Raw genomic sequence first — 23181 nt, forward strand, 5'->3', positions numbered from 1 at the left:
CACTGGGTCACAATCAAACTTATGGGGAGTGTTCGGAGTTTTGAGAATAACAGCAAAAGCTAAACGTTTTCTATCCGGTGTAATTGCAAGCAGTCTGATGTTGGGGATAATGGTTCCAGCAGGATATGCTGAAGAGCAGCTGGATACGGAGCAGACATCTTCCGAATTAGGATTACATGTTGATGAACAGGATCAGCTACTTACACTTATGAGTCAAACAAACGTGACAACAGCTGTGTATGCGACACCTACCCATCCGGGATCTTTACTTATTACAGAGGTTGTTCCGGATACTAAAAATGTAAAAGGCACCAATGGAACCTCTGTAGATGGTTATGAATTTGTTGAAATCTATAATAATACGGACGAGCCAGTTAACTTTAAGGATTATTATTTCTTTTATAATGACAATGATACTTGGACACCAAATGGAGATGCGGTCATACCGGCGCATGGGAATATCGTCTTCTGGATTATGAACGGTAATAATCTGAATGTTCCAGCCGAGGATTTCATCAAAAACTTTAATCCTTCAGCAACTCTTCAGGAAGGAGTGAACCTGTTCCGTATCAATGGTGGGGGTGGTATGGCTAACACTTCTCCGCGTAACTTACAAATTAAGAGTAAAGCAGGAGATACTTTAATTGTTTCTGCTTCTTATGGGAAAGAACAGGTGAAGGAGAATAACGGCATATTCTATCAATTCTCTCAAGCAGACAGCTCTACAATGAGTCTCATGCCAAATTCGGGAACCGGTGCGGCTACACCTGGAACTGTAGAGCCAGAACAGCTTCCTAAGCCAGTGCCTGGAGACAAACAGCCGGTGATTGAACACCACCCACTGAGCAGTGTAGATCCAGTTGATCTTTCCATCACCGCGAAGATTACGAACTTAGAGAATGGACCAGACGGAACGCTAACGGTAGTGAAGTTGCAATACGGCTCTCCTTCTCAGGTGAAAGATACGGTAATCACCATGACCTCAAAAGGCGAGGGGGAATATACGGCGGTAATTCCCGCGGCTGCGCTGGAAGAGCCAGAACTGCACTACAGCATCCGCGTGAACAATGTAACGGAGAACTATTCTGTTCATGTGAACCTGCCCGCGTTCGACACGAACAATGTGCCGAAGCTTCTAATTACAGAGCTGCTGCCGAATTCGACGAATGTAAAGGGAACGAGCAGTGACGCTTTTGAATTCATTGAGGTGTATAACAATACTGACGCACCGATTGATTTCAAGAACTACAAGATCTATTATCGTTATCCTGATAAAGGTAACGCTTCTGATGTGAAGTGGCCCTCGACGAAGGAAAGCTTTGTAATTCCTCCACAGCAGTCCGTGGTGTTCTGGATTATTAATAGTGCTAATAGTACATACACTGCCAATGATTTCAATACAGAATTTAACACTAATCTGGTTGATGGTACGAATCTCTTTCTAATCAAAAGCGATGGGATGGCCAACTCTGGCCGCCGGGCAGTCGTAATCAAGAGTAATACGGAGAAGGAAATTTCCTCTGCGTATTATGATGCCGACCTTACCTATGATGGTGGAGCTAAAGGTGATGACACCAAAGAAAATAAAGCCCTTCTATACAAGTATCCCGTGAATGGGCAAAGCAAAATGCTCAAGATTAGCACAGGTTCGGCTGCTCCATCACCAGGGCAGGTGGATGCAGCGCTGCTACCTAACACACCGATTCATGTGGAGCCGGATACCGAGAATCCGACGGTAAATGATCTGACTGCTATAACGGAGATTGATCAGTCGATGAGTCTCGATTTGAAGGCTTTCGCGGATGACAATAAAGCCGTTACATCCGTAGAAGTAAGAGTAGCTTCGGATAAGCAGCCTGATTTTGTCAGTCATAATCTTTCTCAAGATTTCAATGACAGTCTGTATCATTATAAATTGTCATCTGCTGATCTGATTGGTAGGAATGAAATACAGTATTATTTCGTCGTATCTGACGGCACGAATGAGACCGAATCTCCGGTAATGAAAGTGAAAATCACAGGTGGTCCCGATCAATCAGCGCTTCGTTTGAATGTGAAGGATGGACAATTCATTAATGGCTCTATGACGGTAAAAGGAACCTCTGCCACTGCCAAAGCTGATGAAGTGGACCTGACCATCGACAATAAGGTGCTCGGCAATAACGAGGTATATGCCGCGCTTGAGAATGATGCTTACTTTGTATTTGATGCGAAGAATGTAGATTATTATTTCAAAAACGGTATCACCATGGGACCAGAAGAATTAGGGGATGCGAGTATTCTGTACACCTTTATGGACCCGATTACTACGTATACGACATTAACCTTTCCGATCTCCTCTGCCGCTTTACAAGTAGGCAAGGATAATGTGATTTACATTCGGGCGGGCTCTAAATCATCGCCTTTTGACCCTCGTCCTGAGGAGAATAAAGATGATTTCGAAGTGAAGAATGTGCGCCTATTACTTGCAGACGGCACAGAAATTTGGGACCCTGCTTATGCAGAACGTGATAAAGAAATTAAGATGGGGGACAGCGCAGGTAAGCATGAATCCATCGGCTTCCGGTTCGATCTGAAATCGGATTTATTCCGTTCAAAGGCGTATAACTGGAACACTAAAGAAGTAACTGACGGAGAACATAAAGTAACAGTGACGGAAGGTGGATCCAAGGTATCTTCAAATGTAATTGTAGACAATACGCCGCCATCTATTAAAGCTTCGATTGAAGAAGGAAAAACTTATCGTGGTAATTTCATAATTACTGCTGAGATCAAGGATACTTACGCAGGTGTAGATAAAGTTAGCGTGAAGCTGGATGGCAATGTTATTGAACTGCCTTATGCTACTTCATCCGGAAAGCTGTCCGGTGGAGACCATGCGCTTTCTATCACCGCATTAGATAAGATAGGTAATCAGGTGGAAAAGGTAATTACATTCCATGTACCGAATGAAAATCCATTTGCACCACTCCTGATCTCACCTCAGAACTGGGAGATTGGTGTGGGTACGAATCCGACCTTGAAGGTTAAGGTTGAAGATCCTAACCAGGATAAGATGGATGTTACCTTCTATAGAGGCTTCAAGTACGATGGTAACCATCCAGAGCAAGGATTTACTGGATTTAAGAACGCATCCGATACAGAACCGCCGAAGCAATCCGTTCCTGCGGGCGAAGAAGCCCTTAGCAGTGACGAATACAGCAAAATAAGTGCAGTTGACGGACAGTACCTAATTAACGATGCTGTTGAGCAATTCCCATATCAGCGTTATGAAATTAAGCTGGATGAATCCGTGAAGGCTTCAGATCGTGTGGATATTGAATGGAAGGGGAATTCACTTCCAGGCCGTAAAGTAAGTCTCTACGCGTGGAGTCCTGCCGGACAAAAATGGATACAGTTGGATCATTTAATCGCTGGTACTGAGGATTTTGAACTGAAATCTACGGTGACTGCTGGAGATTATAGAAATGGAAATAGCATTGCGGTGATGGTTCAGGATGAGATCGCGTCCGTGGCTAAGACTGCAGCTACAGTAACGCAAGACACTTATGATTTTTCCTTTGTATGGATGTCTGATACGCAATATTATTCTCAAAGCTATCCTTACATTTACCAGAAAAATGTGAAGTGGATTGCTGAGAATAAGGATAATTTGAATTTGAAATATGTTATTCATACCGGAGATGTAGTGGATAAGTCCTATCAAGAATATCAATGGGAAGAAGCCGATCGGGACATGAAGGTACTCGAGGATGCAGGTATTCCATATGGTGTTCTTGCGGGTAATCATGATGTAGGCCATCAAACCGGAGATTACACGAAATTCTGGCAATACTTTGGTGAATGGAGATTCAAGGACATGCCAACCTTTGGCGGTTCCTATGACAACAACCGGGGCCATTATGATTTGGTATCTGCGAACGGAAATGACTTCATTATCGTATATATGGGCTGGGGACTGGCTGAAGAAGAGATTGAATGGATGAATGAGATTGTCGCTCGTTATCCAGAGCGTAAAGCGATTCTTTGTCTTCATGAATACCTGCTCGTATCTAATAACCGCGCACCGATTGCAGATACAATCTTTGAAAAGGTTGTGAAACCTAACAAGAACGTAATCGCAGCTTTGTCCGGTCATTATCATGATGCAGAGCTTAAGGTAGATGAGCTGGATGATAACGGAGATGGCATTGCGGACCGCAGTGTATATCAAATGCTGGCAGACTATCAAGGTGCCGAAGAGGGCGGACTTGGTTATATTCGTCTCCTTCAGTTCGATGTAGCTAACAATAAGCTCCGAGTGAAGACTTATTCGCCTTATTTAGATGATTATAATTATTATGATGAAAATGAGTTCCCGGGCAAAGATGAGTTCGTACTAGATCTCGATCTGCAGCCTGTAACCAAACGTGTAGCTACCGATTACATTGGAGTTAAGGTTTACAGTGATCAGACAATCGCGACCAATCAGCAAGTAGAGAGCGGTGAGGAGACTCAGGTTACTTGGAGTAAGCTTAATCCAGAAAGCTACTACCAGTGGTATACAAAAGTCGAGGATGATAACTCTGGTAGTGTGCTTTCAGACATTTGGGGCTTCTACACTGGGAAAGAGAATGTAACACCGACACCAGAGGTGACACCAACACCGACACCAACACCAGAGGTATCGCCATCGCCAGAAGTGACGCCGACACCAGCACCTGAGGTGACATCGGCACCTCCAGTAGTTTTACCTGTGCCAACAGTGACTCCAACGCCTACAGCCACACCTGGAGCGGAAAAAGGAAACATTGAACTGGCATTAGGAAGTAATGGAACGTATACAGCTGATCCGTCAGCCTTGAAGAAGCTGATAGAGGAAGCTGCTACAGGGGGAAGCCTAAAGATTAGCGTAGGCGGGGCAACCTCGACTCAAGGTCAGATTAGAATTGCTCTTGATGCAGCGGCCGTTCAACAGGCTGTCGATAAGAAGTTGAATTTGAATATTGTTTCATCTAACGTTACATTAAGCGTACCAACAAGCTCTTTACCAGCGATCCCGGCCGGCAGTGACATGCTGCTGCTGAGCGTTGATACAAATACGACAGCTGTACAAAGCAATGTCGCTGGAATGAGTCCATCCAAGGCTACCGTTACGCTGAACCTCAGTACATCAGCAGGAGGCAAAGAAACGGCTATCCACCAGCTTAAAGGTGCTGTTACGATTACCTTGACGCTGACTAAGGAACAGCTTGCCAAGATCGATACGGATTTTGCAGGTGTCTATTATGTAAATGGCAGTACGCTGGAATATTTAGGTGGGGTGTTCAAAGATAATACCGTTACCTTTACAACCGATCATTTCTCTTCCTTCGCGGTGCTGGAATATGTTAAGCAGTTTAGTGATACCTCTGGTCACTGGGCAGAGCCGTACATTTCCAAGCTGACGGCTAAGTATGTGATTAAGGGTATCGACGATACGCACTATGGTCCACAAGCGAATGTAACCCGTGCAGATTTTGTTACACTAGCCATTCGTTCACTCGGATTGAATGAGACAAGTGAAACTACGGGGAATGGTGCTTTTGCAGATGTATCAAAAGATGCTTATTATGCATCATCGATAGACAAGGCTGTTCAGCTCGGACTCATCCAAGGCAGTGATGGCAAGTTCCGTCCTAAGGATGCGATTACACGTGAAGAAGCGGCGGTTGTCCTGCAGAAATTGATACAGTACAAAGCTGGAACACAGTCTTCCGTTGCTGCTATTGCAAGCTTTAAGGATATGAGCAGCGTATCAGAGTGGGCGAAACAAGCGGTAAGTGAATTGAAAGCTAAGGGAATCCTTGATGGCAAGGGCGACAATAACTTCGATCCACGTGGCAAAGTAACCCGTGCTGAAATTGCAAAACTGCTGTATGGAATAATCAATTTATAAGAATAGTATGGCAAAGGCAGGCAGAGGTAACTCTGGTCTGCTTTTTGTCGTTTTATGTATTTCACCCCCGCTTTTTTTCTTGTAAAGTAGGAAATTCTTACTATTCATATGATTTTTCATATATAATATTTTTGAATAAATTTTTAATAGACTTTATCCGGCAGTCATTCTCCTTGTTACGGCACTTCTTCCAATTGGCGCAGGAATGGGTATTCATCCATGGGTGCTTGTATTCCTTATTCTGTTATCTACTGACCCCTTCTTCTTTGCTCATCCATCACTAACGTATCTGACCACTTATTATAGTGCTGAAGGTAAATTCTTTACCTACAAGCATGCTCAAAAGATTGCCTTAGATTATGGACTTTTCGTTATATTACTAGCGATCCTATGTATTCCTTATTGGCGCTGGCTCAGACTCATTCCATAATACATAGATTGGAGAAACAAACCTTGAAAGTAAAGTTAGCACATATTTTGCTTCTACTTACGATGATTTTTGCGGTTCTTCTGTACAGAGGGAGTCTGGACTCTATTGATCATCTGTTACAAGATCGCGTGATGCAGCACGAGCGGTCTGTGGATACTACGATTGCTATTATCGGGATAGACGATCAAAGCTTGAAGGACTTTGGCAGCTGGCCGTGGAGCAGAAATGTTCATGCACAGCTGTTAGATACGCTCTCTGAGGGACATCCTGCTGTGATCGGCTTTGACCTGACGTTCCCGGTGGGCTCAGAAGATCCCGAGGCAGATACAGAATTCGCTGCGGCTGTCGCTCGGGCGGGAAATGTTGTTCTGCCCGTGTATGGTACTTTTGCATCTAATACTGAACAAGGAAAAATTGAAGCGCTGGAGCTGTCCCAGCCGTTTGAAGCCTTGCGAGAGGCTGCGGCTGCAACCGCGCACATTAATACCATTACCGATACAGACCGTGTGGTGCGTAAGGCCCTTTATTCTTTTGATTATGAAGGGGAGTCTATTCACAGCTTGTCATGGACGGTCTATCAGAAATATCGAGAGGCGATGGGAAGCACTGCTGATCCGCAGAAGCTCCCGCTGGATGACTTTGGACGCTTTTATATCCCCTATTCAGGTGGCAAAGGCGCCTTTGAAGAGATTCCTTACTCGGCGGTGCTTAGCGGAGAGGTCCCAGCCTCTTATTTTGAGAATAGAATTGTGCTTATCGGACCTTATGCTACAGGGTTTAAGGATGACTTCCTAACACCGATTAGCGGAAAAAACACGTTATACGGTGTGGAAATTCATGCGAATATCATCCAGTCTCTGCTCGACGATAATTATAAACGAGTGCTGGACTGGAAGTGGAACGAAGTAGTGCTCTTGCTAGTTGCGCTCCTGGCGTATCTACTATTCCGTAAAGTGAAGATGCTGTATTCCTATGCGGCCATTGTGGTCATCATTGCGCTACTAATTTTTGCGGGTCGTTATTTCTATGATCAGGGTACGGTGATTTCACTAGGTTATGTGATTCCCCTTCTAATCGTTAGTTGTATTATCGTGATAGCTTTTCAATATTTAGAGGAGTTGATGGAAAAACGTAGAGTTACGGATATTTTTGGCCGATATGTTGCTCCACAGGTTGTGGATCAAATTCTCAAGAACGGTCAAGAGGGTCTGAAGCTGGGAGGAAGTCGCAGAGAGCTAACCTTGTTATTCGTAGATATTCGAGGCTTCACCCCGTTGTCAGAGGCTGCTGAACCGGAGGAGATTGTAGAGATTCTGAATGAGTATCTGGATCTGACCGCGGGTTGTATTTTTGAGTTTGATGGCACACTGGACAAGTTTATCGGGGATGCCACGATGGCGATATTTAATGCTCCATTGCTGCTAGAAGATCATCCGATGCAAGCGGTGAAGGCCGCGTGGGCGATGAAGGAGGGTTCGGCGGCGGTAGAACAAAAGCTGTTTGAACGCTTTGGCCTAGTAGTTAAATTTGGTATTGGGGTACATACTGGCCCTGCTGTATTTGGGAACATCGGCTCTAAGACACGGATGGATTATACAGCGATTGGAGACACCGTCAATACGGCAGCCCGTCTGGAAAGCAATGCGAAGCCTGGACAAATCCTCATCAGTGAGGCTACCTACGCTTTTGTAAAAGATAGAGTATCAGCCGTTTCATTAGGAGAGATCAAGGTAAAGGGCAAAGAACAGGGAATTAGTGTTTATGAATTGGAGGGGTTGAAATGAAATCATTGAAGCTTACACTGTCATTTATTCTATTGTTCAGTATTCTTTGGCCGGCGGTTGTCACACAGGCGAAGGACAGCGTCAAGGTAGGGAAAATAACCGCGGTCTCAGGCAAGTCTGAGGTGAAAAAGAGCGGGGGGACGAAGAAATTTAATGCTTTTAAAGGAATGGCGATTACGCAAGGCGATACGATTATAACGGGCACTGACGGGCAAATCAGCCTCGACCTCGATGCTAACAAAGAAGTTACAATCGGAGCAAACACTACGCTTACCATTAGCCAATTAGTCGAAAGTGCAAAAGCGCTCGGCGGAAAGACAAGTCTGAAGCTGCAAAACGGGCAAGTCCTGATCAAGGTGAAAAAGAAGCTAGATGGCGACTCCCGTTTTGAGATTGAGACCCCGACGGCGATCATGGGCGTGATGGGTACAGAGTTTTTTGTTAGCGTTAATAGCCAAGGCAATGTAGTCCTTAATGCTGGGGGAGGAATTAGCGGCGATTATTTGGGAGTTCTGGAAGGAACAGTCCATGTAATTCCGTCTAATGATCCCACACTAATTGAGCGTATGATAACAGCATCCCAACAGTTAATTATGGAGAATCAACAATGGACACAGGGGCAGCTGTCCCTGAATGCATTACCGCAATTTGCGCTAGAGCAGCATTTGAAATATCTGAACGAAGAAGAGATATTGGAATTCGAATCGGTTAAGAAAAAAATCGAGCAACTACTCGAGCAAATAAAAGCCACGATGCCCGTTCACTCAAGTCCGCCTATTCCAACCATTCCACCCCAGATTAACTATGATCTATCTAGTTCGGCTCCCTTAGATATGACGAGACCAACACCGCCGACGAGACCTACATCAACGGCAACACCAACGCCGACACCTGAACCAACGGCAACGCCGACGCCGGAACCGACAGCAACACCGACACCGGAACCAACGGCAACGCCGACACCTGAACCAACAGCAACACCGACGCCGGAACCAACAGCAACGCCGACGCCGGAACCGACAGCAACGCCGACGGAAACTCCAAATCCACTCGGTGCACCTGAGATAGACCAGCAGGAATTTAGAGAACATATCTATGACTATCTCGTCCGTGATAATGAGATTGTTTTGCCGTTTACAGTTTCGTTAGATTTTAATATCGCAGATGACTCTAATCCTAATGCCGCCAGGGATGGTGTGAGTGTTACCTTAAATCAGAGTGAGGACACGCTCGATTTAGGTGAGGTATACATTCGAGAGAATAAGCTTCACATTCAGCTGCGTGAATCACTTCCTTATAAGTCATTCGTTCAAATCAAGGTTAAAGGTGGTTTGTTAAAGAATACCCTTTCCGGGGGGCAGGTACAGGAAGAGGTTCAACAGATAGCAGACGGCGGGTTTTACTTTAAAGGAGAAATCACTCCGAGTTATTTTAACCATACGGGTCCTATAGGTGAAGATGAAGCGCCGGAATTTATCATTCATTCGCTAGGTTATGATGTAGGGGAGATCAGATATCATTATGAATATGATCTTGGAGATCCATTTCCACTAGAAGATACGGATTATGTACTAGATCGGAACGATGAGAATACCTTTGTACTTAAACTTACTCCGGCATTCTTGAATAGACTAACTCCCGAACCTTATATTGTTATCATTCCACTGGTGAGGGTTGAAGATACTGAAAACGGCCCTGTAGAGGTAATAATAGACAACCTCCAGATTAGATTATCTTTGTTATTTTAAAGGCGCAATAACCTTCGAGAGGAGAAAATAACGTAATGAAAAAGGAACTTATCTCCATCGTTTGTGGATTAATGCTCGTAAGCGCAGTACCATCTAGTATCGTTACCGCAGAGGCAGTGCAGCCCACAAGCGGCAACGTTCAAGGGAGTATAGATCAGAACATCTCTTTTAACGCCGTACTCTCTCTTAAACAGCCATGGGGACTAACTTCTGTACCTGGCAGTAATGAACTCATCATCGTACAGTCCGGAAGCGGTACGATCAGCAAGTGGAGTAATGGAGCGCTACAGACAGTGGCTGGACAAGGTGCTGAAGGATATATCGATGGCAAGAGTGCAAAGGCCTTGTTTAATCATCCGACGTACACCGCTGCTGACAGTAAAGGCAATATCTATATTAGTGATACCGATAACCATGTCATTCGGAAAATTAAGGATGGAGAAGTGTATACCCTCGCAGGAACGGGAGTAGCAGGCTATAAAGATGGACCGCCTGATGTGGCGCAATTTAACGCGCCGGGTGGATTGGCAATAGACAGCAATGACAACATATATGTAGCGGATACACTCAATCATGTGATTCGCAGAGTTACACCAAAAGGTATTGTGACTACGTTTGCGGGTCTGCAGGGCAATAATGGTGCTTATTTGGACGGAGCAGTAGCTTCAGCCAAGTTCAATGAACCACAGGGCCTTGTATTCGATGAATCTGGCAATCTCTATGTAGCTGACAGTGGGAATCAGATGATCCGCTTAGTTAAAGGCGGTAAGGTGGAGACCTTTGCAGGCAAAGCAACCCTTGTTGATCCAGTGACTGGCTATATGGCTGGAGGGTTCCAGAATGGAGAGCGTCTGTCGGCGTTGTTCAATCGTCCTCGTGGACTAGCCTATGCCAATGGGGTATTGCTGATTGCAGATAGTCTGAACCATCGCGTTCGGGCTATCCAAAAGGATGGGGAAGTTATAACAGTTGCAGGGCAGGCGAACTCGGGAGATCAGGTTGGAGTATTGGATCAAGTAATGTTTGATCAGCCTTCCGGTGTTGCGCTTGCCTTCGGGAAGCTGTATGTGACCGATACGCTGAATAACAAGCTAAAGGTATTGAATCTTGATCTGCAAGCCCTTAAGCCATTGCGTAGCGAGGCTGATCTGCTTGATGCAGTTCCACTGCTGCCAGCCGGTAAGAACATGCAAGTATGGTTGGATGGAGCGCAGGTGAAGTTCAATAGTGCTATTCAACCTCTTAAAGAGTCGGGAAAAATATATTTACCAGTTAGAGCGCTATTTAGCTCATGGGGAGCGGACATTCGCTGGGATGCGGCAAGCAAAGAGACGATGATTAGCAAAGGGGATTGGACACTCACCCTAAAGCCAGACGTAAGCCTTAATGTGCAAAACATAAAGGGTACTTTGTATGTGGCAGCCGATTATTTGCCGACCATTTCATCTTTTATGCAGGTATACGATGAGGGCAGTAACGCAATTGTGCTGGAAAGTGGACAATAATCATTCAGTATATCCTTTAAATAAGTTTAGGCTGTCGAGAAAAGTCTCGACAGCCTATTTTTATAAGGATAATCCTTCAACGACTTTATCAATATTCCATTTAATCATCTTAATGTAGGTGTCGCCTTCTTCGCCTTTCTTAGCTAAAGAATCGGTAAAAATCTTAGAATGTATCGGTACTCCCGTTTCATTGGAGATGGTTTCCATTGTTTTTGGATTTACGCTCGTTTCCAGAAATAAAGCGGGCACTTGATTTTTATCAATAATGTTAATGATGTTTTTCATTTGTTCTGGCGTTCCTTGACTGTCGGTATTGATTTCCCAAATAAATGCGGACTCAAATCCGTAGGCTTTTGAAAAATATTTAAATGCCCCTTCGCTTGTAACCAAAATGCGTTTCTCCTGTGGGATTTTTTCTACCGCTTCTTTGGCGTATTGATCCAATTCATTAAGTTTCTTAACATATTCTGATTGGTTATGAAGATAAAACTCTTTGTTGTCCGGATCTTTTTCGATTACACGTGTAGTGATGATATCTACATATTTAATCGCATTCTGAATATCTAGCCAGGCATGAGGATCTTCCTGAGTTTCTTTTCCTTTTTCCGTTAGGTACATTGGAGTTACTTCATCCGAGACTGCAAAAGCAACGTCCTTTTTATTAGTGACATCAAGAAGGTCCTGGAACCATCCTTTCCCTGTTTCTAGGTTCATCCCATTATAAAAAACTAAATCTGCACTAGAGACTTTACTTGTATCCTTGGGTAGCGGATCGTACATATGCGGATCTGTTCCGATGGGAACCATGCTATAGACCTCAGCTTTTTCCCCTACAATATTTTCGGTCATATCCGCGATAATGGAGTAGGTTGCAACAATCTTCAGTTTGTCATTGTCTGCCTCTCCCTCACTAACGTTTGAACATGCGGTAACTAGTAAGATGAATATTGTCAAAGAGAGCATCTTTATTGTTTTTTTCATCCTTGTTTAACCCCTTTTCTTAGAAAATTATTTTTAGGCGAGATAATAAATGATATAGCAAACAAACTTACCCCTACTAGAACAATGGTGGCACTTGTAGGTAAATTGAATCTAAAGCTAATGATCACACCTATAATTCCAGATACAGCGCCGAGGGTAGAAGCCAGGATAATCATGTGGATCAGCTTATTCGTCCAAAGATAGGATGTAGCTGCTGGAATAACCAGCATTGCAATCACAAGCACTATTCCAACTTGAGATAATGAGGATACGGTAACCACGGATAGCAGCATCATCAATAGATAATGATAGAACCCCGTTTTTAAACCAAATGCCTTAGAGACGACAGGATCAAACGAACTAATTAACAGCTCTTTATACAACAATGAAATGATAGCTATAACAACAAGCATGATAATAAATGATTGCGTTAACTCGGACTGCGGGACGGCTAAAATGTTACCAAATAAAATGTGAGTTAGATCAAGCCCGCTTTTGGCAAACGTGATGAGGACAATCCCCAGTGCAAAAAAAGAGCTGAGAATAATTCCGATCGAGGTATCACTTTTGATATTGCTGCGACTTGTTATGAATTGAATGAGGATGGCTGCTAAAAGTCCAAACAATGAAGCTCCCACAAGAATGTTGATCCCTAAAATATAAGATAACGCCACACCCGGTAATACAGCATGAGACAAAGCATCTCCCATTAATGACATTTTTCTGAGTACAATAAAACTTCCTAAAACCCCTGAAACAATGCCAAGAATGATAGCAGACAATCCGGCGTTAAGTGCATAGATGGGAATGTTTAATAACGATGAGAAATAATCAATCATTATCGGCGCCTCCCATCCCTTTGATCACCAGATTACCTAAGGAGGCACCATAGGCACTGAGGATATTCTCCGGAGTAAACGTGTCTTTAACGTCACCAAAAGCAATCAGCTTTTTATTGAGAATGATGACTTTGTCAAAATATTCTTCGACTTCATGTAAATCATGATGAACGATCAATATGGTTTTCCCTTCTTCGCGAAGCTGTTTAAGCAGTTTTACAATAATTTTCTCACTGACTAGATCTATGCCGACAAAAGGTTCGTCTAAAAAAAACACATCTGCTTTTTGGGCAAGCGCTCTAGCAATAAAGACTCTTTGAAGCTGCCCTCCAGACAAATTACTAATTTGTTTATTTGCAAGATCACTTATATCTACCATGGTCATACATTCCTCGACGCATTGCCGCTCTTGTTTCCCGGGGCGCTGAAAGATCTTCAGGTTTGGGTATGTTCCAGTCAGCACTGTATCCTTCACCGTAATTGGAAAAGTAAGATCAATGTCATTTTTTTGCGGTACATATGCGATCTTACGCTTATACTCAGAAATGTCTCTTCCCTCTACCATCACCGTTCCGCTTCTTTTCTTAATTACTTCTAACAACGACTTAATGAATGTGGATTTCCCTGCACCATTTGGCCCGATAATTCCGACCGTATATCCAAAGGGAATATCAATATTTACATTTTCTAGAGCTGAATTACCGAAGTAATCCACGTTTAGGTTTCTAATTTCAATCATTAAAAAGCTCCTCGTCTTGAAATTTATTGATTTGTTTCCTGTTGGAAACATTTATTTCAATTATCTAATTTGTTTCCCTAGGTAAACATTTATTCTTAGGTACAATATATTTAACAATGGGCAAATTGTCAATGAAAAAGCTTAAATTTTATGTGATTTTGAGTTGGAACAAGCACTCGATTTATGCCATTATGGATGTGATTTTTTAGTATTTAAAATACATACTTGACAGGTAGGAATAAAGGGTTATATGATATCACCAATAGTTAAACAGTAATTAAATGAACAGTGAAATAATTCATCCGAGCTGATTGGACCACCAAAGGCTCCCGTACTTTCCCTTGTCAGGGACTTGTGCTGGGAGTCTTTTTTGTTGGCTATGGAGAGAGATGAGGTAGGCATGAGCGATACGTATTGGAGACAGCTGGAGGAGACGGATTGGGGATTTCGCAAGGTGGTTCGCAGATTCGTAAAGGAGCGGGATAAGGTCACTGTGGAAGGGATCTCCTTACCAGGCATGCTGATTCTGCACAAAATCATTCGCGAGGGTGAACAGCGGCTTGGGGATTTAGCGGATGAACTGGACTTTACGTCAGGTGCGATCACCGCTTTGAGCGATAAGCTTGAGACAGGCGGATTTACTGTACGGAGACGTAAGGAGGGAGACCGCAGGACGGTGATGCTGGACATTACAGATAAAGGCCGGGAGATGGCGGAGCTTAACAGCAACATTGGGGAACGATGTATTTCGCTTCTGTTTGAGGGGTTTACGGAAGAGGAATTGGCACAGCAAAGTCAATTCTATCAGCGGATCATCAGCAATCTGGAGGGATTCTCAGAAACCTTGCTGAAGCTGGCGAAGGAGAATGCGGAGACCGAGTCTGCACCGAACCTTGAACAGAAGCCACGAGCAGTCACAAAGAAAAGTAATTATCTTAGCTATTAAAAAATCAAATGTAGGAGAGATGAACGATGGGACATTCAACCATATATCCAACTGGGGCAACTGTATATAATCCGGGCAAAGCATGGAGCGGCTATACTGTATTTCAAGCAGGTGAAGAAGGTGTTGTACTGATAGATATGAACGGTAAAGAAGTGCATTTGTGGAAGGGACTGCTCGGGTTTCCGGCTAAAATCTTCCCTGGTGGTTATGTGCTAGGCAGCACAGGTAGAAGAGATCCCAAATTTGGCATTCAGGATAATGTAGATCTGGTGCAGGTCGATTGGGACGGTAACATCGTGTGGAGATATAACAGCTATGAGCATATAGAAGATCCGGGTTATGAACCCCTCTGGTATGCCCGCCAGCATCATGACTATCAGCGCGAAGGCAATCCAGTGGGTTATTTTGCACCAGGGCTAGAGCCAAAGGTAGACGGTGGAAACACCCTAATCCTCGCTCACAAAAATATTTACAACCATCAAATCTCCGACAAGCAGTTGCTGGATGACACGATCATCGAAGTGGACTGGGAAGGGAACATCGTTTGGGAGTGGGCTCCAAATGAACATTTTGCAGAGCTTGGCTTTGATGAAGCGGCCAAAAACGTTCTATTCCGTGATCCTAACTCACGCTCCTTCGGGAATCTGGGCGGGGGTGTAGGTGACTGGTTGCATATCAACTCAGCTTCCTATGTAGGACCTAATAAATTTTATGATGCAGGAGATGAGCGTTTCCATCCGGATAACGTGATCTGGGATGCGCGGGAAGCGAATATTATCGCAATTACAGATAAGCGTACTGGAGCTATCGTTTGGAGAATCGGTCCAGATTACTCATTACCGGAATTGAAGCATATCGATTGGATCATTGGCCAGCATCATGCACACATCATTCCGAAGGGCTTACCGGGAGAAGGCAACCTACTCGTATTTGATAACGGAGGTTGGGGCGGTTATGGTCTTCCCAATCCATCTTCACCCTTTGGGCAAAAAAATGCACTCCGCGACTACTCTCGAATTCTAGAGATTAATCCAGTGACACTCGAAATTGAATGGCAGTATACCGCGGCAGAAGCAGGCTTCTCCGTTCCGACGGATTCTTACAAATTCTACAGTCCTTATATCAGCTCAGCACAGCGGCTTCCGAATGGCAACACCTTAATTACAGAAGGATCTAACGGTAGACTTTTCGAGGTTACGCCAGAGCATGAACTGGTCTGGGAATATATCTCACCGTATAACGATTCCAGAAATACAAACATGGTTTACCGTTCCTATCGTGTGCCTTATGCGTGGGTACCACAGCTGGAGCAGCCGGAAGAACAAGCGATTGAGGGGATAGATGTCACGCAGTTCAGAGTGCCAGGGGCCGCGCCTAAAGGTTCGGATTCTGTAGTAAGTGTGGCGACCACCCTGCCGTTTGTTGAAGGGGCTGCTTGTGTGGCGACAACAGATGAAGGTAGCAGCCGCAAAGCCAATGAACAAATTTAAGGGGGTGTCGTTGTGAAAAATTCATGGATCAGCTCAAGCTTCCTGCTCTTATCCTTATCCGTTGTTATCCTTTTATCAGGCTGCGGCTCCAAAGGTGATGCGTCGCCGGCTAAAGATGGAGCGGTTAGCGGCAAAGTAGAGACCTTGAAGATTAAAATCGCTGACATCAATACGAATCCAACTTTTCGTGTGGCATTAGATAAAGGTATCTTTGCGAAACACGGGGTAGACGCTGAACTAGTCAACTTTGGTTCCCCGGCAGAAGGTGTAAATGCACTCTTCATTAAGCAGGTGGATGTGGCTTTCGGGGCAGATTTTCCCCTGCTGAACGCAGTGTCGAAAGGAGATTACGCGATCATCGCTTCAGCGGGTCTGGCGACAGATGAAGCTTCTACAGAATGGAAGCTGTTCGTACAGGATGATATCAAGACAGCTGAGGAATTGAAGGACAAGAAGCTGAGCTTTATTCGTGGAACCTTCATTCCGTACCTTTGGGATGAATATTTGAAAGAGCATCAACTTGCATTAAGTGATGTGGAGCTGATAGGACAAGGAGCATTTGATGAGTCTTATATCGCTTTGAAGCAAGGGGCTGTGGATGGGGCATGGTTCTATGGTTCCGTTCTTAATGATAAGCTGGGTGCCCTTGCAGGTGTTCATGAGCTGACGGATATGTCTAAAACAACCGTACGATTAGGAATGGGCATTGTAGCAGGAAATGATTTTATAACAAAAAATCCTGAGGGGATTGCGAACTTTCTCGCAGCAGTGGATGAAGCTGGGGTCTATGCACAGGCTCATCCCGATGAGGTTGCTGATTTAATGTACGAGGAAGTGAAGCAGCCTAAGGAATCCACGATTAAAGATCTTCCGAACAATCCGTGGGCCCTCGGATTCACGCAGGCGGCTTATGACAGTCTGACTAAGCAGAAGAATTATATGGTCGACACTGGAATCATCGAGAAGGATTTCGATTTGGATAGCAAGCTGAATCTTGAACCATTGACCAAAGCTTTGCCGGAAGAAGTCACGTATAAGAAATAGGAGGGTTCAAAATGTCATTGCCTGCTAAGCAGCACACCATTCATATTGAGCAGCTTCGCAAGAGCTACAGTGAGCCAACCGCCGGAGACGTTCATTATATTATTAAAGATGTGGATCTCATAATCAAAGGCGGAGAGTTCTTCGTTCTACTTGGTCCAAGTGGCTGCGGAAAATCGACGCTGCTGAATATGATCGCCGGATTTGTTTCCAAATCTGGCGGTAACCTTCGGGTGGATAACGAAGAGGTAAATAAGCCTGGCAGAGATCGGGCAGTTGTGTTTCAACAAGCGGACTCCTCTTTATTCCCTTGGCTAACAGTTCGAGAGAATGTGGAGTTCGGACTGCGAATGAAGAAAATTGCAAAGGCAGAACGGCGCACGATATCGGATAGGTTCATCGGGCTTGTAGGTCTGAACGGGCATGAGGAGAAGTTCCCGAAGGAGCTATCAGGAGGGATGAAGCAGCGTGTTCAGCTGGCACGGGTGCTCGCCAATGATCCGGCAATCCTGCTGATGGATGAGCCCTTTGGTGCACTTGACGCGATGACCCGGAGGACAATGCAGAAGGAGCTGGTCAATATCTGGCAACAGACGCATAAGACAGTGATTTTTGTAACCCATGATATTCAGGAAGCCTTGCTGCTGGGGGAACGGATCGGCATTATGTCTGTAGGGCCTTCCTCTAATATCACGGACATTTATGACAACATGTTGCCTTATCCGCGGGACATCGCATCACCGGAATTTTACTCGTTATACAATCAAATTCAGAGCCATTTCGAAGAATAGGATAGGGTGGGGCAGATGATGAAATGGGTAGAAAAGAAATGGGTTTCTGTATCTATACTATGGATTGCCGCACTCTGCATCTGGCAGCTTGGGGCGGTGATCTACGGTCCTGATGTGATCCCTGGACCGTGGAGTACGCTTCAGGGTGGCCGGGAACTGCTGGAAGACGGCACCTTGATGCAATATATCGGCATTAGCTTTTACCGGGTGCTTATTGGCTGGGTACTCGGCAGTTTAATGGCGATTCCTGTAGGATTGGTAATTGGAAAGGTGAATGTGATTCGTATCTTTGCAGAGCCTTTTCTGAACTTTATCCGTTTTATCCCGCCGATTGCGTTCATTACATTGTTTCTCGTGTGGTTTGGCATTGGAGAGCAGTCGAAGATTGCGTTGATTATGTACGCTACCTTTTTTATCGTGGTGCTGAATACCTTAACCGGTGTAATGTCTGTGGAGGAGGATAAAATCCGCTCAGCCCGCAGTATGGGCGCCAGTGAGTGGCAAATCCTGATTCATGTGATTGTCCCGGCGACGATACCGTATATTTTTACAGGCATCCGGTTAGCGATGGGAACGTCGTATATGGCAATAATCGGTGCGGAAATGATTGCTTCGAACGAAGGTGTAGGTTATCTGATTTGGAATTCACGGTTATTCTTTCGTACAGATTGGATTTTTGTAGGGTTATTCTGCCTTGGCTTTATGGGCTTTTTCACGGATCGGTTATTTGGGTGGTTCGGTAAGAAAGTGCTCTATAGATACGGCGTGGTTAGTGTCGCGGCGCGTAGAAGGTAGTGTAACTTTATTTAATAAAATAATGTAAACACCAAAGCTGCCTGAGGAAATCAGGTGGTTTTTTGGTATGTCTTATTTTTTATTTACAAATATTCCTATTCTCCTTAATGTCACGAAAATAGTACACGCCTATACTGCAATTGGGTGCCTAACAGTTGGAGCATAGAGAAGCCCGCAAATAAGAAATAGGAGTGAAGGGGAAATCATGAAAAAAGGGATCAAAAATCAATTATCGATGGGTCTAATATTATCCTTGCTCGTCCTGTTGCTTGCTGCTTGTGGAAATTCGGCCAAGGCTGAGGAAACAACGAATGGAAATGCTGGCACCAAAGAGTTAAGTCTGACCGAGATCGAGAATAAAGCTAAAGAAGAAGGCAGTGTTATCAGTGTGGGAATGCCGGATTCCTGGGCGAATTGGAAAGATACATGGAGTGATATGAGTAGTAAGTATGGTCTTACACATTCAGATACGGATATGTCGAGCGCGGAGGAAATTGCCAAGTTTGATGCAGAAAAAGATAAGCCAACGGCTGACATTGGAGATGTAGGGATCGCTTTTGGATCGGTTGCCGTAGATAAAGGAGTAACACAGCCTTATAAAACGTCCTACTGGGATGAAATCCCCGATTGGGCTAAGGATAAAGACGGAAATTGGATTGTCGGCTATCAAGGCACAATTTCTTTTCTGACGAACACCAAGCTTGTGGCTAATCCACCGAAGAGCTGGGAAGATCTGAAGAACGGCAGCTACAAAATCATCGTTGGCGATGTAACCAAAGCTGCTCAAGCTCAGATGGCTGTATTGGCGGCAGCAATTGCCTTTGGCGGTGATGAGTCGAACATTGAGCCGGGGATCGCTTTCTTCGAGGACTTGGCTAAAAAAGGACGCCTCTCCAATGCAGAAGCTTCCCTTGCCAATATCGAAAAAGGGGAAGTAGAAGTTACCCTGCTGTGGGATTTCAACGCTTTGAACTATAGAGATCAAATCAACAAAGATGGCTTCGCGGTAGCCATTCCGAAGGAAGGCAGTGTGGTGAGCGGTTATGCAACGATCATTAACAAATATGCACTGCATCCTAATGCTGCGAAGCTGACTCGTCAGTACATCCTTAGTGATGAAGGACAGATTAATCTTGCCAAAGGGTACGCTCGTCCGATCCGTGACAGCGTAACGCTGCCGGATGATGTTGCGGCTAAGCTGCTGCCAAAAGAGGAATATGTCAATGCTAAGCCTGTTGGTGATTACAAGGTGTGGGAAGAGACAGCTAAGACCATTCCGCAATTATGGCAGGAACGTGTGCTTGTGCATTTGAACTAGAATTGTTCTTCCCTAAAAAAAGAAGCAGGGCGCCTTCGTCACGATGCCGTAAGGTGCCCTTGTTCTATTCCCGCGACAAGGAGTGAGGAAGTTGAAACAGAAAAGCCGCGGTGTGATTCTGGCACTCATTCCGTTTGCACTGATGGTGTTGGCATTTCAGCTGGTACCTGTATTGTCCATGCTGACGGGAAGTTTCCAAAAGGCAGACGGAACTGGGTTTACGCTAGGCAATTATCTGCATGCACTGCAAAGTCCCTATTACATGCAGGCGATCAAGAACAGCTTGCTAATCTCTTTAACTTCAAGTCTGATAGGGATCATTGTCGGACTTTTTTGTGCATATTGTATTACTCGGTTCACTCCAAAGGTAAGGGACAGACTCTTAATGCTGTCGAATATGACCTCTAACTTTGCGGGGGTCCCGTTAGCTTTTGCATATATTATTTTGCTCGGAAATAACGGGGTGTTTACGCTTTTATTCAAACAGTGGGGCTGGAGTGTTTTTGCCGACTTTGATTTATATAGCTGGTCTGGTCTGATTCTGGTGTATGTCTATTTTCAGGTTCCGTTAGCCTTACTGCTCTTATATCCGTCTTTTTATGGCATTCGTGAGCAGTGGAGAGAGGCGGCGTCCTTGCTGGGGGCAGGACCGTGGCAGTTCTGGAAGACGATTGGGCTACCGATTCTAACCCCGGCGATATTTGGCACGCTCGGGATTCTTTTTGCCAATGCAATGGGCGCGTATGCCACGGCTTACGCATTGGTTGGCGGCAATTATAATCTGCTGGCGGTACGTATCGGTTCTCTGGTTGCTGGGGATGTGGTTACTCAGCCTGAAATGGGGAGTACGCTTGCTGTTTTGCTCGGTCTGATTACGATTTTGGCAGTTTATTTGAATCATCTGATGGTTCGGCGCACGGAAAGATTTGGAGCTAAAACGCTCAGTAAATCGAATGTAAAAGCCAAATCTTCTCGGCGCTTATGGACAGCAGCCAGTGAGGAGGCGCGGCAATGAATATACGTAAAGCGGGCTTTGCTCCGCGTACCTTCATGCTAATGCTCATGGCGTATTTATTACTTCCACTGCTGGCAACCGGTATTTATGCCTTCGCGCAGGACTGGCAGAATACCTTGTTGCCTCAAGCATGGACATTAAATTGGTTCGGAGAAATGTTTAAGGATATTCGTTTTTTGGAGGCGCTTTGGACCTCCCTGTATTTATGTCTGATCAGTGTAGTACTGAGTCTGGCCGTGATGCTGCCAGCTGTTTTTGTCATCACCATTTATTTTCCGCGTTGGGAGAACTTTATGAAGGTGATCGTTGTTCTGCCTTATGCGGTGCCCGGTGTAGTGGCTGCGGTGGGTCTTATTCGTACCTATTCCTCTGGTCCCTTGGATATCGCTGGAACAGCTTATTTATTGGTGGGAGCATATTTTGTAGTCATTCTTCCCTATATGTATCAGGGCATTCGCAATAGTCTGTTGACCGTTAACGCCGTAGAGCTGCTGCATGCTGCAGAATTGCTTGGAGCCCGCCGCAGAACGGCTTTTGTAAATGTGATTTTGCCAAATATCTGGCCTGGGGTTATCGTTTCGACCCTGTTATCATTCTCTGTTCTGTTTGGCGAATTTGTTCTTACCAACATGCTAGTTGGCGGACATATTCAGACGATTCAGGTATATCTATATCAAAGAATGGGCGAAAGCGGGCATTTAGCCAGCGCGATTGCGATCTCGTATTTTCTGTTTATTCTAGTCCTTTCGATGGTACTGATGAAGCTTGGCAAAAAGATGGGGGGAGGCGTTAAGGGATGAACGATTATCTGAAGCTGCAGGGTATACGTAAAATGTTCGGTGATACCTGTGTGCTAGACAATATAGATTTAGAGATTCGCGAAGGGGAGCTTGTGACGCTGCTGGGGCCCTCCGGTTGTGGCAAAAGTACGTTACTTCGCTGCATAGCTGGCCTTTCGGAACTGGATGGCGGCAGAATTGTTCTGGAAAATAAAGATCTGGTAAATCTGCCGCCCCGTAAACGCGAGGTGGGGATGGTGTTTCAGTCTTATGCTCTATTCCCTAATTTGACAGTGAGCCAAAATATTGAGTATGGAATGAAAATGCGTGGAGTATCCAAATCCGCCAGACGTAGCCGCTGCGAGGAACTGCTTGCTTTAGTTGATCTGGAGGAGAAGCGGGATGACTATCCGCAGTCACTCTCCGGTGGACAGCAGCAGCGTGTAGCATTGGCCCGTTCTCTAGCCGTGCAGCCCAAAGTATTACTGCTGGATGAACCCCTGAGTGCACTCGATGCCAAGATTCGCAAGAATCTACGTGCTGAAATTCGCGATATTCAGAAGCGTTTTAACATGACGACCCTATTCGTTACGCATGATCAGGAAGAGGCGCTGATCCTATCCGACCGTATCTGTATTATGAACGGTGGGCGAATTGTTCAGGATGGAACACCGGAAGGACTGTATACGGCGCCGCGGACAGAGTTCGTTGCCCGGTTCATGGGTAGTTATAACGTATTGACTCGGCCTGAAGTGATGGCGCTGTTCCATGGAATAGATAGTGGGATGGACAGCTTTGCCATTCGTCCCGAAGCCGTAACGCTGCTGCATGAGGGAGCGGGTCAACAGGAGGCTGCTGCCGGAGCGCAACTGGTGAATGGAATGATTAAATCGGTGTCTGTGCTTGGAAATATCATTCGATGTACGGTTGAGGCTGAAGGAATCCGCTTAACGGTTGATCTTTTAAATGATGGACGCTGGCTGCGGGTTGGAGAAGGGGACAAAGTCACATTGGCGCTGAACCCTTCCGAGCTTTTACATTTAGAGCGAGAAGGAGCGTGAGT

Annotated in this window: 16 protein-coding genes; 13 read left to right on the plus strand and 3 right to left on the minus strand. The window is 45.0% G+C overall.

Annotated features, from left to right (window positions below; genetic code table 11):
- Positions 1-40 precede the first annotated feature (40 nt).
- The 4 genes from ACN6MV_RS01535 (at position 41) to ACN6MV_RS01550 (ending at position 11384) form a co-directional block, all read left to right on the plus strand.
- Positions 41-5917, plus strand: a complete 5877-nt coding sequence (locus ACN6MV_RS01535; RefSeq protein WP_419885570.1) for an S-layer homology domain-containing protein — start codon at positions 41-43, stop codon at positions 5915-5917.
- 453 nt (positions 5918-6370) lie between these two features.
- Entirely contained in the window at positions 6371-8131 is a 1761-nt protein-coding gene (locus ACN6MV_RS01540; RefSeq protein ID WP_076116455.1) for a CHASE2 domain-containing protein, read from the plus strand.
- Positions 8128-9879 (plus strand): FecR family protein, encoded by a 1752-nt coding sequence (locus ACN6MV_RS01545; RefSeq protein WP_419885571.1) that lies wholly within the window; start codon positions 8128-8130, stop codon positions 9877-9879. The genes ACN6MV_RS01540 and ACN6MV_RS01545 overlap by 4 nt, the downstream gene beginning before the upstream one ends.
- Before the next feature lie 35 nt (positions 9880-9914).
- On the plus strand, positions 9915-11384 hold the full coding sequence (locus tag ACN6MV_RS01550) for a stalk domain-containing protein (protein ID WP_419885572.1): 1470 nt from the start codon (positions 9915-9917) through the stop codon (positions 11382-11384).
- Between the two features lie 60 nt (positions 11385-11444).
- Here the strand turns inward: ACN6MV_RS01550 and ACN6MV_RS01555 are convergent, their stop codons facing one another.
- Genes ACN6MV_RS01555 through ACN6MV_RS01565 form a run of 3 tightly spaced genes read right to left on the minus strand, consistent with a single transcriptional unit; the run spans position 11445 to position 13940 of the window.
- Positions 11445-12365 (minus strand): metal ABC transporter substrate-binding protein, encoded by a 921-nt coding sequence (locus tag ACN6MV_RS01555; RefSeq protein ID WP_042123482.1) that lies wholly within the window; start codon positions 12363-12365, stop codon positions 11445-11447.
- Positions 12362-13204, minus strand: a complete 843-nt coding sequence (locus ACN6MV_RS01560) for an iron chelate uptake ABC transporter family permease subunit (RefSeq protein ID WP_419885573.1) — start codon at positions 13202-13204, stop codon at positions 12362-12364. The genes ACN6MV_RS01555 and ACN6MV_RS01560 overlap by 4 nt, the downstream gene beginning before the upstream one ends.
- Positions 13197-13940, minus strand: a complete 744-nt coding sequence (locus tag ACN6MV_RS01565) for a metal ABC transporter ATP-binding protein (RefSeq protein WP_331281369.1) — start codon at positions 13938-13940, stop codon at positions 13197-13199. Before ACN6MV_RS01565 ends, ACN6MV_RS01560 begins: the two co-directional genes overlap by 8 nt.
- Positions 13941-14343: 403 nt before the next feature.
- Between ACN6MV_RS01565 and ACN6MV_RS01570 the strand changes: the two genes are divergently transcribed.
- From ACN6MV_RS01570 to ACN6MV_RS01610, 9 genes are all read left to right on the plus strand, one after another.
- Positions 14344-14889, plus strand: a complete 546-nt coding sequence (locus tag ACN6MV_RS01570; protein ID WP_042131772.1) for a MarR family winged helix-turn-helix transcriptional regulator — start codon at positions 14344-14346, stop codon at positions 14887-14889.
- Between the two features lie 26 nt (positions 14890-14915).
- Positions 14916-16379, plus strand: coding sequence for an aryl-sulfate sulfotransferase (locus ACN6MV_RS01575; RefSeq protein WP_042123485.1), 1464 nt, complete (start codon positions 14916-14918; stop codon positions 16377-16379).
- A 12-nt stretch (positions 16380-16391) separates the two neighbouring features.
- Positions 16392-17423 (plus strand): ABC transporter substrate-binding protein, encoded by a 1032-nt coding sequence (locus ACN6MV_RS01580; RefSeq protein WP_042123486.1) that lies wholly within the window; start codon positions 16392-16394, stop codon positions 17421-17423.
- Positions 17424-17434: 11 nt separating this feature from the next.
- The gene (locus ACN6MV_RS01585; RefSeq protein ID WP_042123487.1) at positions 17435-18211 is read left to right on the plus strand and encodes an ABC transporter ATP-binding protein; all 777 of its coding nucleotides are present in this window, start codon (positions 17435-17437) and stop codon (positions 18209-18211) included.
- 18 nt (positions 18212-18229) lie between these two features.
- Positions 18230-19006: an ABC transporter permease gene (locus ACN6MV_RS01590; RefSeq protein WP_042123488.1), complete on the plus strand. Its 777-nt coding sequence runs from the start codon at positions 18230-18232 to the stop codon at positions 19004-19006.
- Positions 19007-19211: 205 nt separating this feature from the next.
- On the plus strand, positions 19212-20324 hold the full coding sequence (locus ACN6MV_RS01595; RefSeq protein WP_042123489.1) for an ABC transporter substrate-binding protein: 1113 nt from the start codon (positions 19212-19214) through the stop codon (positions 20322-20324).
- A gap of 91 nt (positions 20325-20415) precedes the next feature.
- Positions 20416-21339 carry an ABC transporter permease gene (locus ACN6MV_RS01600; protein ID WP_042123490.1) on the plus strand — a complete coding sequence of 308 codons (924 nt, stop codon included), beginning with the start codon at positions 20416-20418 and terminating at the stop codon, positions 21337-21339.
- Entirely contained in the window at positions 21336-22139 is an 804-nt protein-coding gene (locus tag ACN6MV_RS01605) for an ABC transporter permease (protein ID WP_042123491.1), read from the plus strand. The genes ACN6MV_RS01600 and ACN6MV_RS01605 overlap by 4 nt, the downstream gene beginning before the upstream one ends.
- Entirely contained in the window at positions 22136-23179 is a 1044-nt protein-coding gene (locus ACN6MV_RS01610) for an ABC transporter ATP-binding protein (RefSeq protein WP_042123492.1), read from the plus strand. The genes ACN6MV_RS01605 and ACN6MV_RS01610 overlap by 4 nt, the downstream gene beginning before the upstream one ends.
- Positions 23180-23181 lie beyond the last annotated feature (2 nt).

Origin of the sequence: Paenibacillus sp. B-A-8 (assembly GCF_048572915.1) — a bacterium.
Classification (GTDB): domain Bacteria; phylum Bacillota; class Bacilli; order Paenibacillales; family Paenibacillaceae; genus Paenibacillus_AQ.

Bases quoted from the DNA above. Each gene is read 5' to 3' on its own strand.
- ACN6MV_RS01585 (WP_042123487.1), top strand. From the start codon at position 17,435: ATGTCATTGCCTGCTAAGCAGCACACCATTCATATTGAGCAGCTTCGC.
- ACN6MV_RS01550 (WP_419885572.1), top strand. From the start codon at position 9,915: ATGAAAAAGGAACTTATCTCCATCGTTTGTGGATTAATGCTCGTAAGC.
- ACN6MV_RS01545 (WP_419885571.1), top strand. From the start codon at position 8,128: ATGAAATCATTGAAGCTTACACTGTCATTTATTCTATTGTTCAGTATT.
- ACN6MV_RS01610 (WP_042123492.1), top strand. From the start codon at position 22,136: ATGAACGATTATCTGAAGCTGCAGGGTATACGTAAAATGTTCGGTGAT.
- ACN6MV_RS01560 (WP_419885573.1), bottom strand. From the start codon at position 13,204: ATGATTGATTATTTCTCATCGTTATTAAACATTCCCATCTATGCACTT.
- ACN6MV_RS01595 (WP_042123489.1), top strand. From the start codon at position 19,212: ATGAAAAAAGGGATCAAAAATCAATTATCGATGGGTCTAATATTATCC.
- ACN6MV_RS01605 (WP_042123491.1), top strand. From the start codon at position 21,336: ATGAATATACGTAAAGCGGGCTTTGCTCCGCGTACCTTCATGCTAATG.
- ACN6MV_RS01570 (WP_042131772.1), top strand. From the start codon at position 14,344: ATGAGCGATACGTATTGGAGACAGCTGGAGGAGACGGATTGGGGATTT.
- ACN6MV_RS01575 (WP_042123485.1), top strand. From the start codon at position 14,916: ATGGGACATTCAACCATATATCCAACTGGGGCAACTGTATATAATCCG.
- ACN6MV_RS01590 (WP_042123488.1), top strand. From the start codon at position 18,230: ATGAAATGGGTAGAAAAGAAATGGGTTTCTGTATCTATACTATGGATT.
- ACN6MV_RS01555 (WP_042123482.1), bottom strand. From the start codon at position 12,365: ATGAAAAAAACAATAAAGATGCTCTCTTTGACAATATTCATCTTACTA.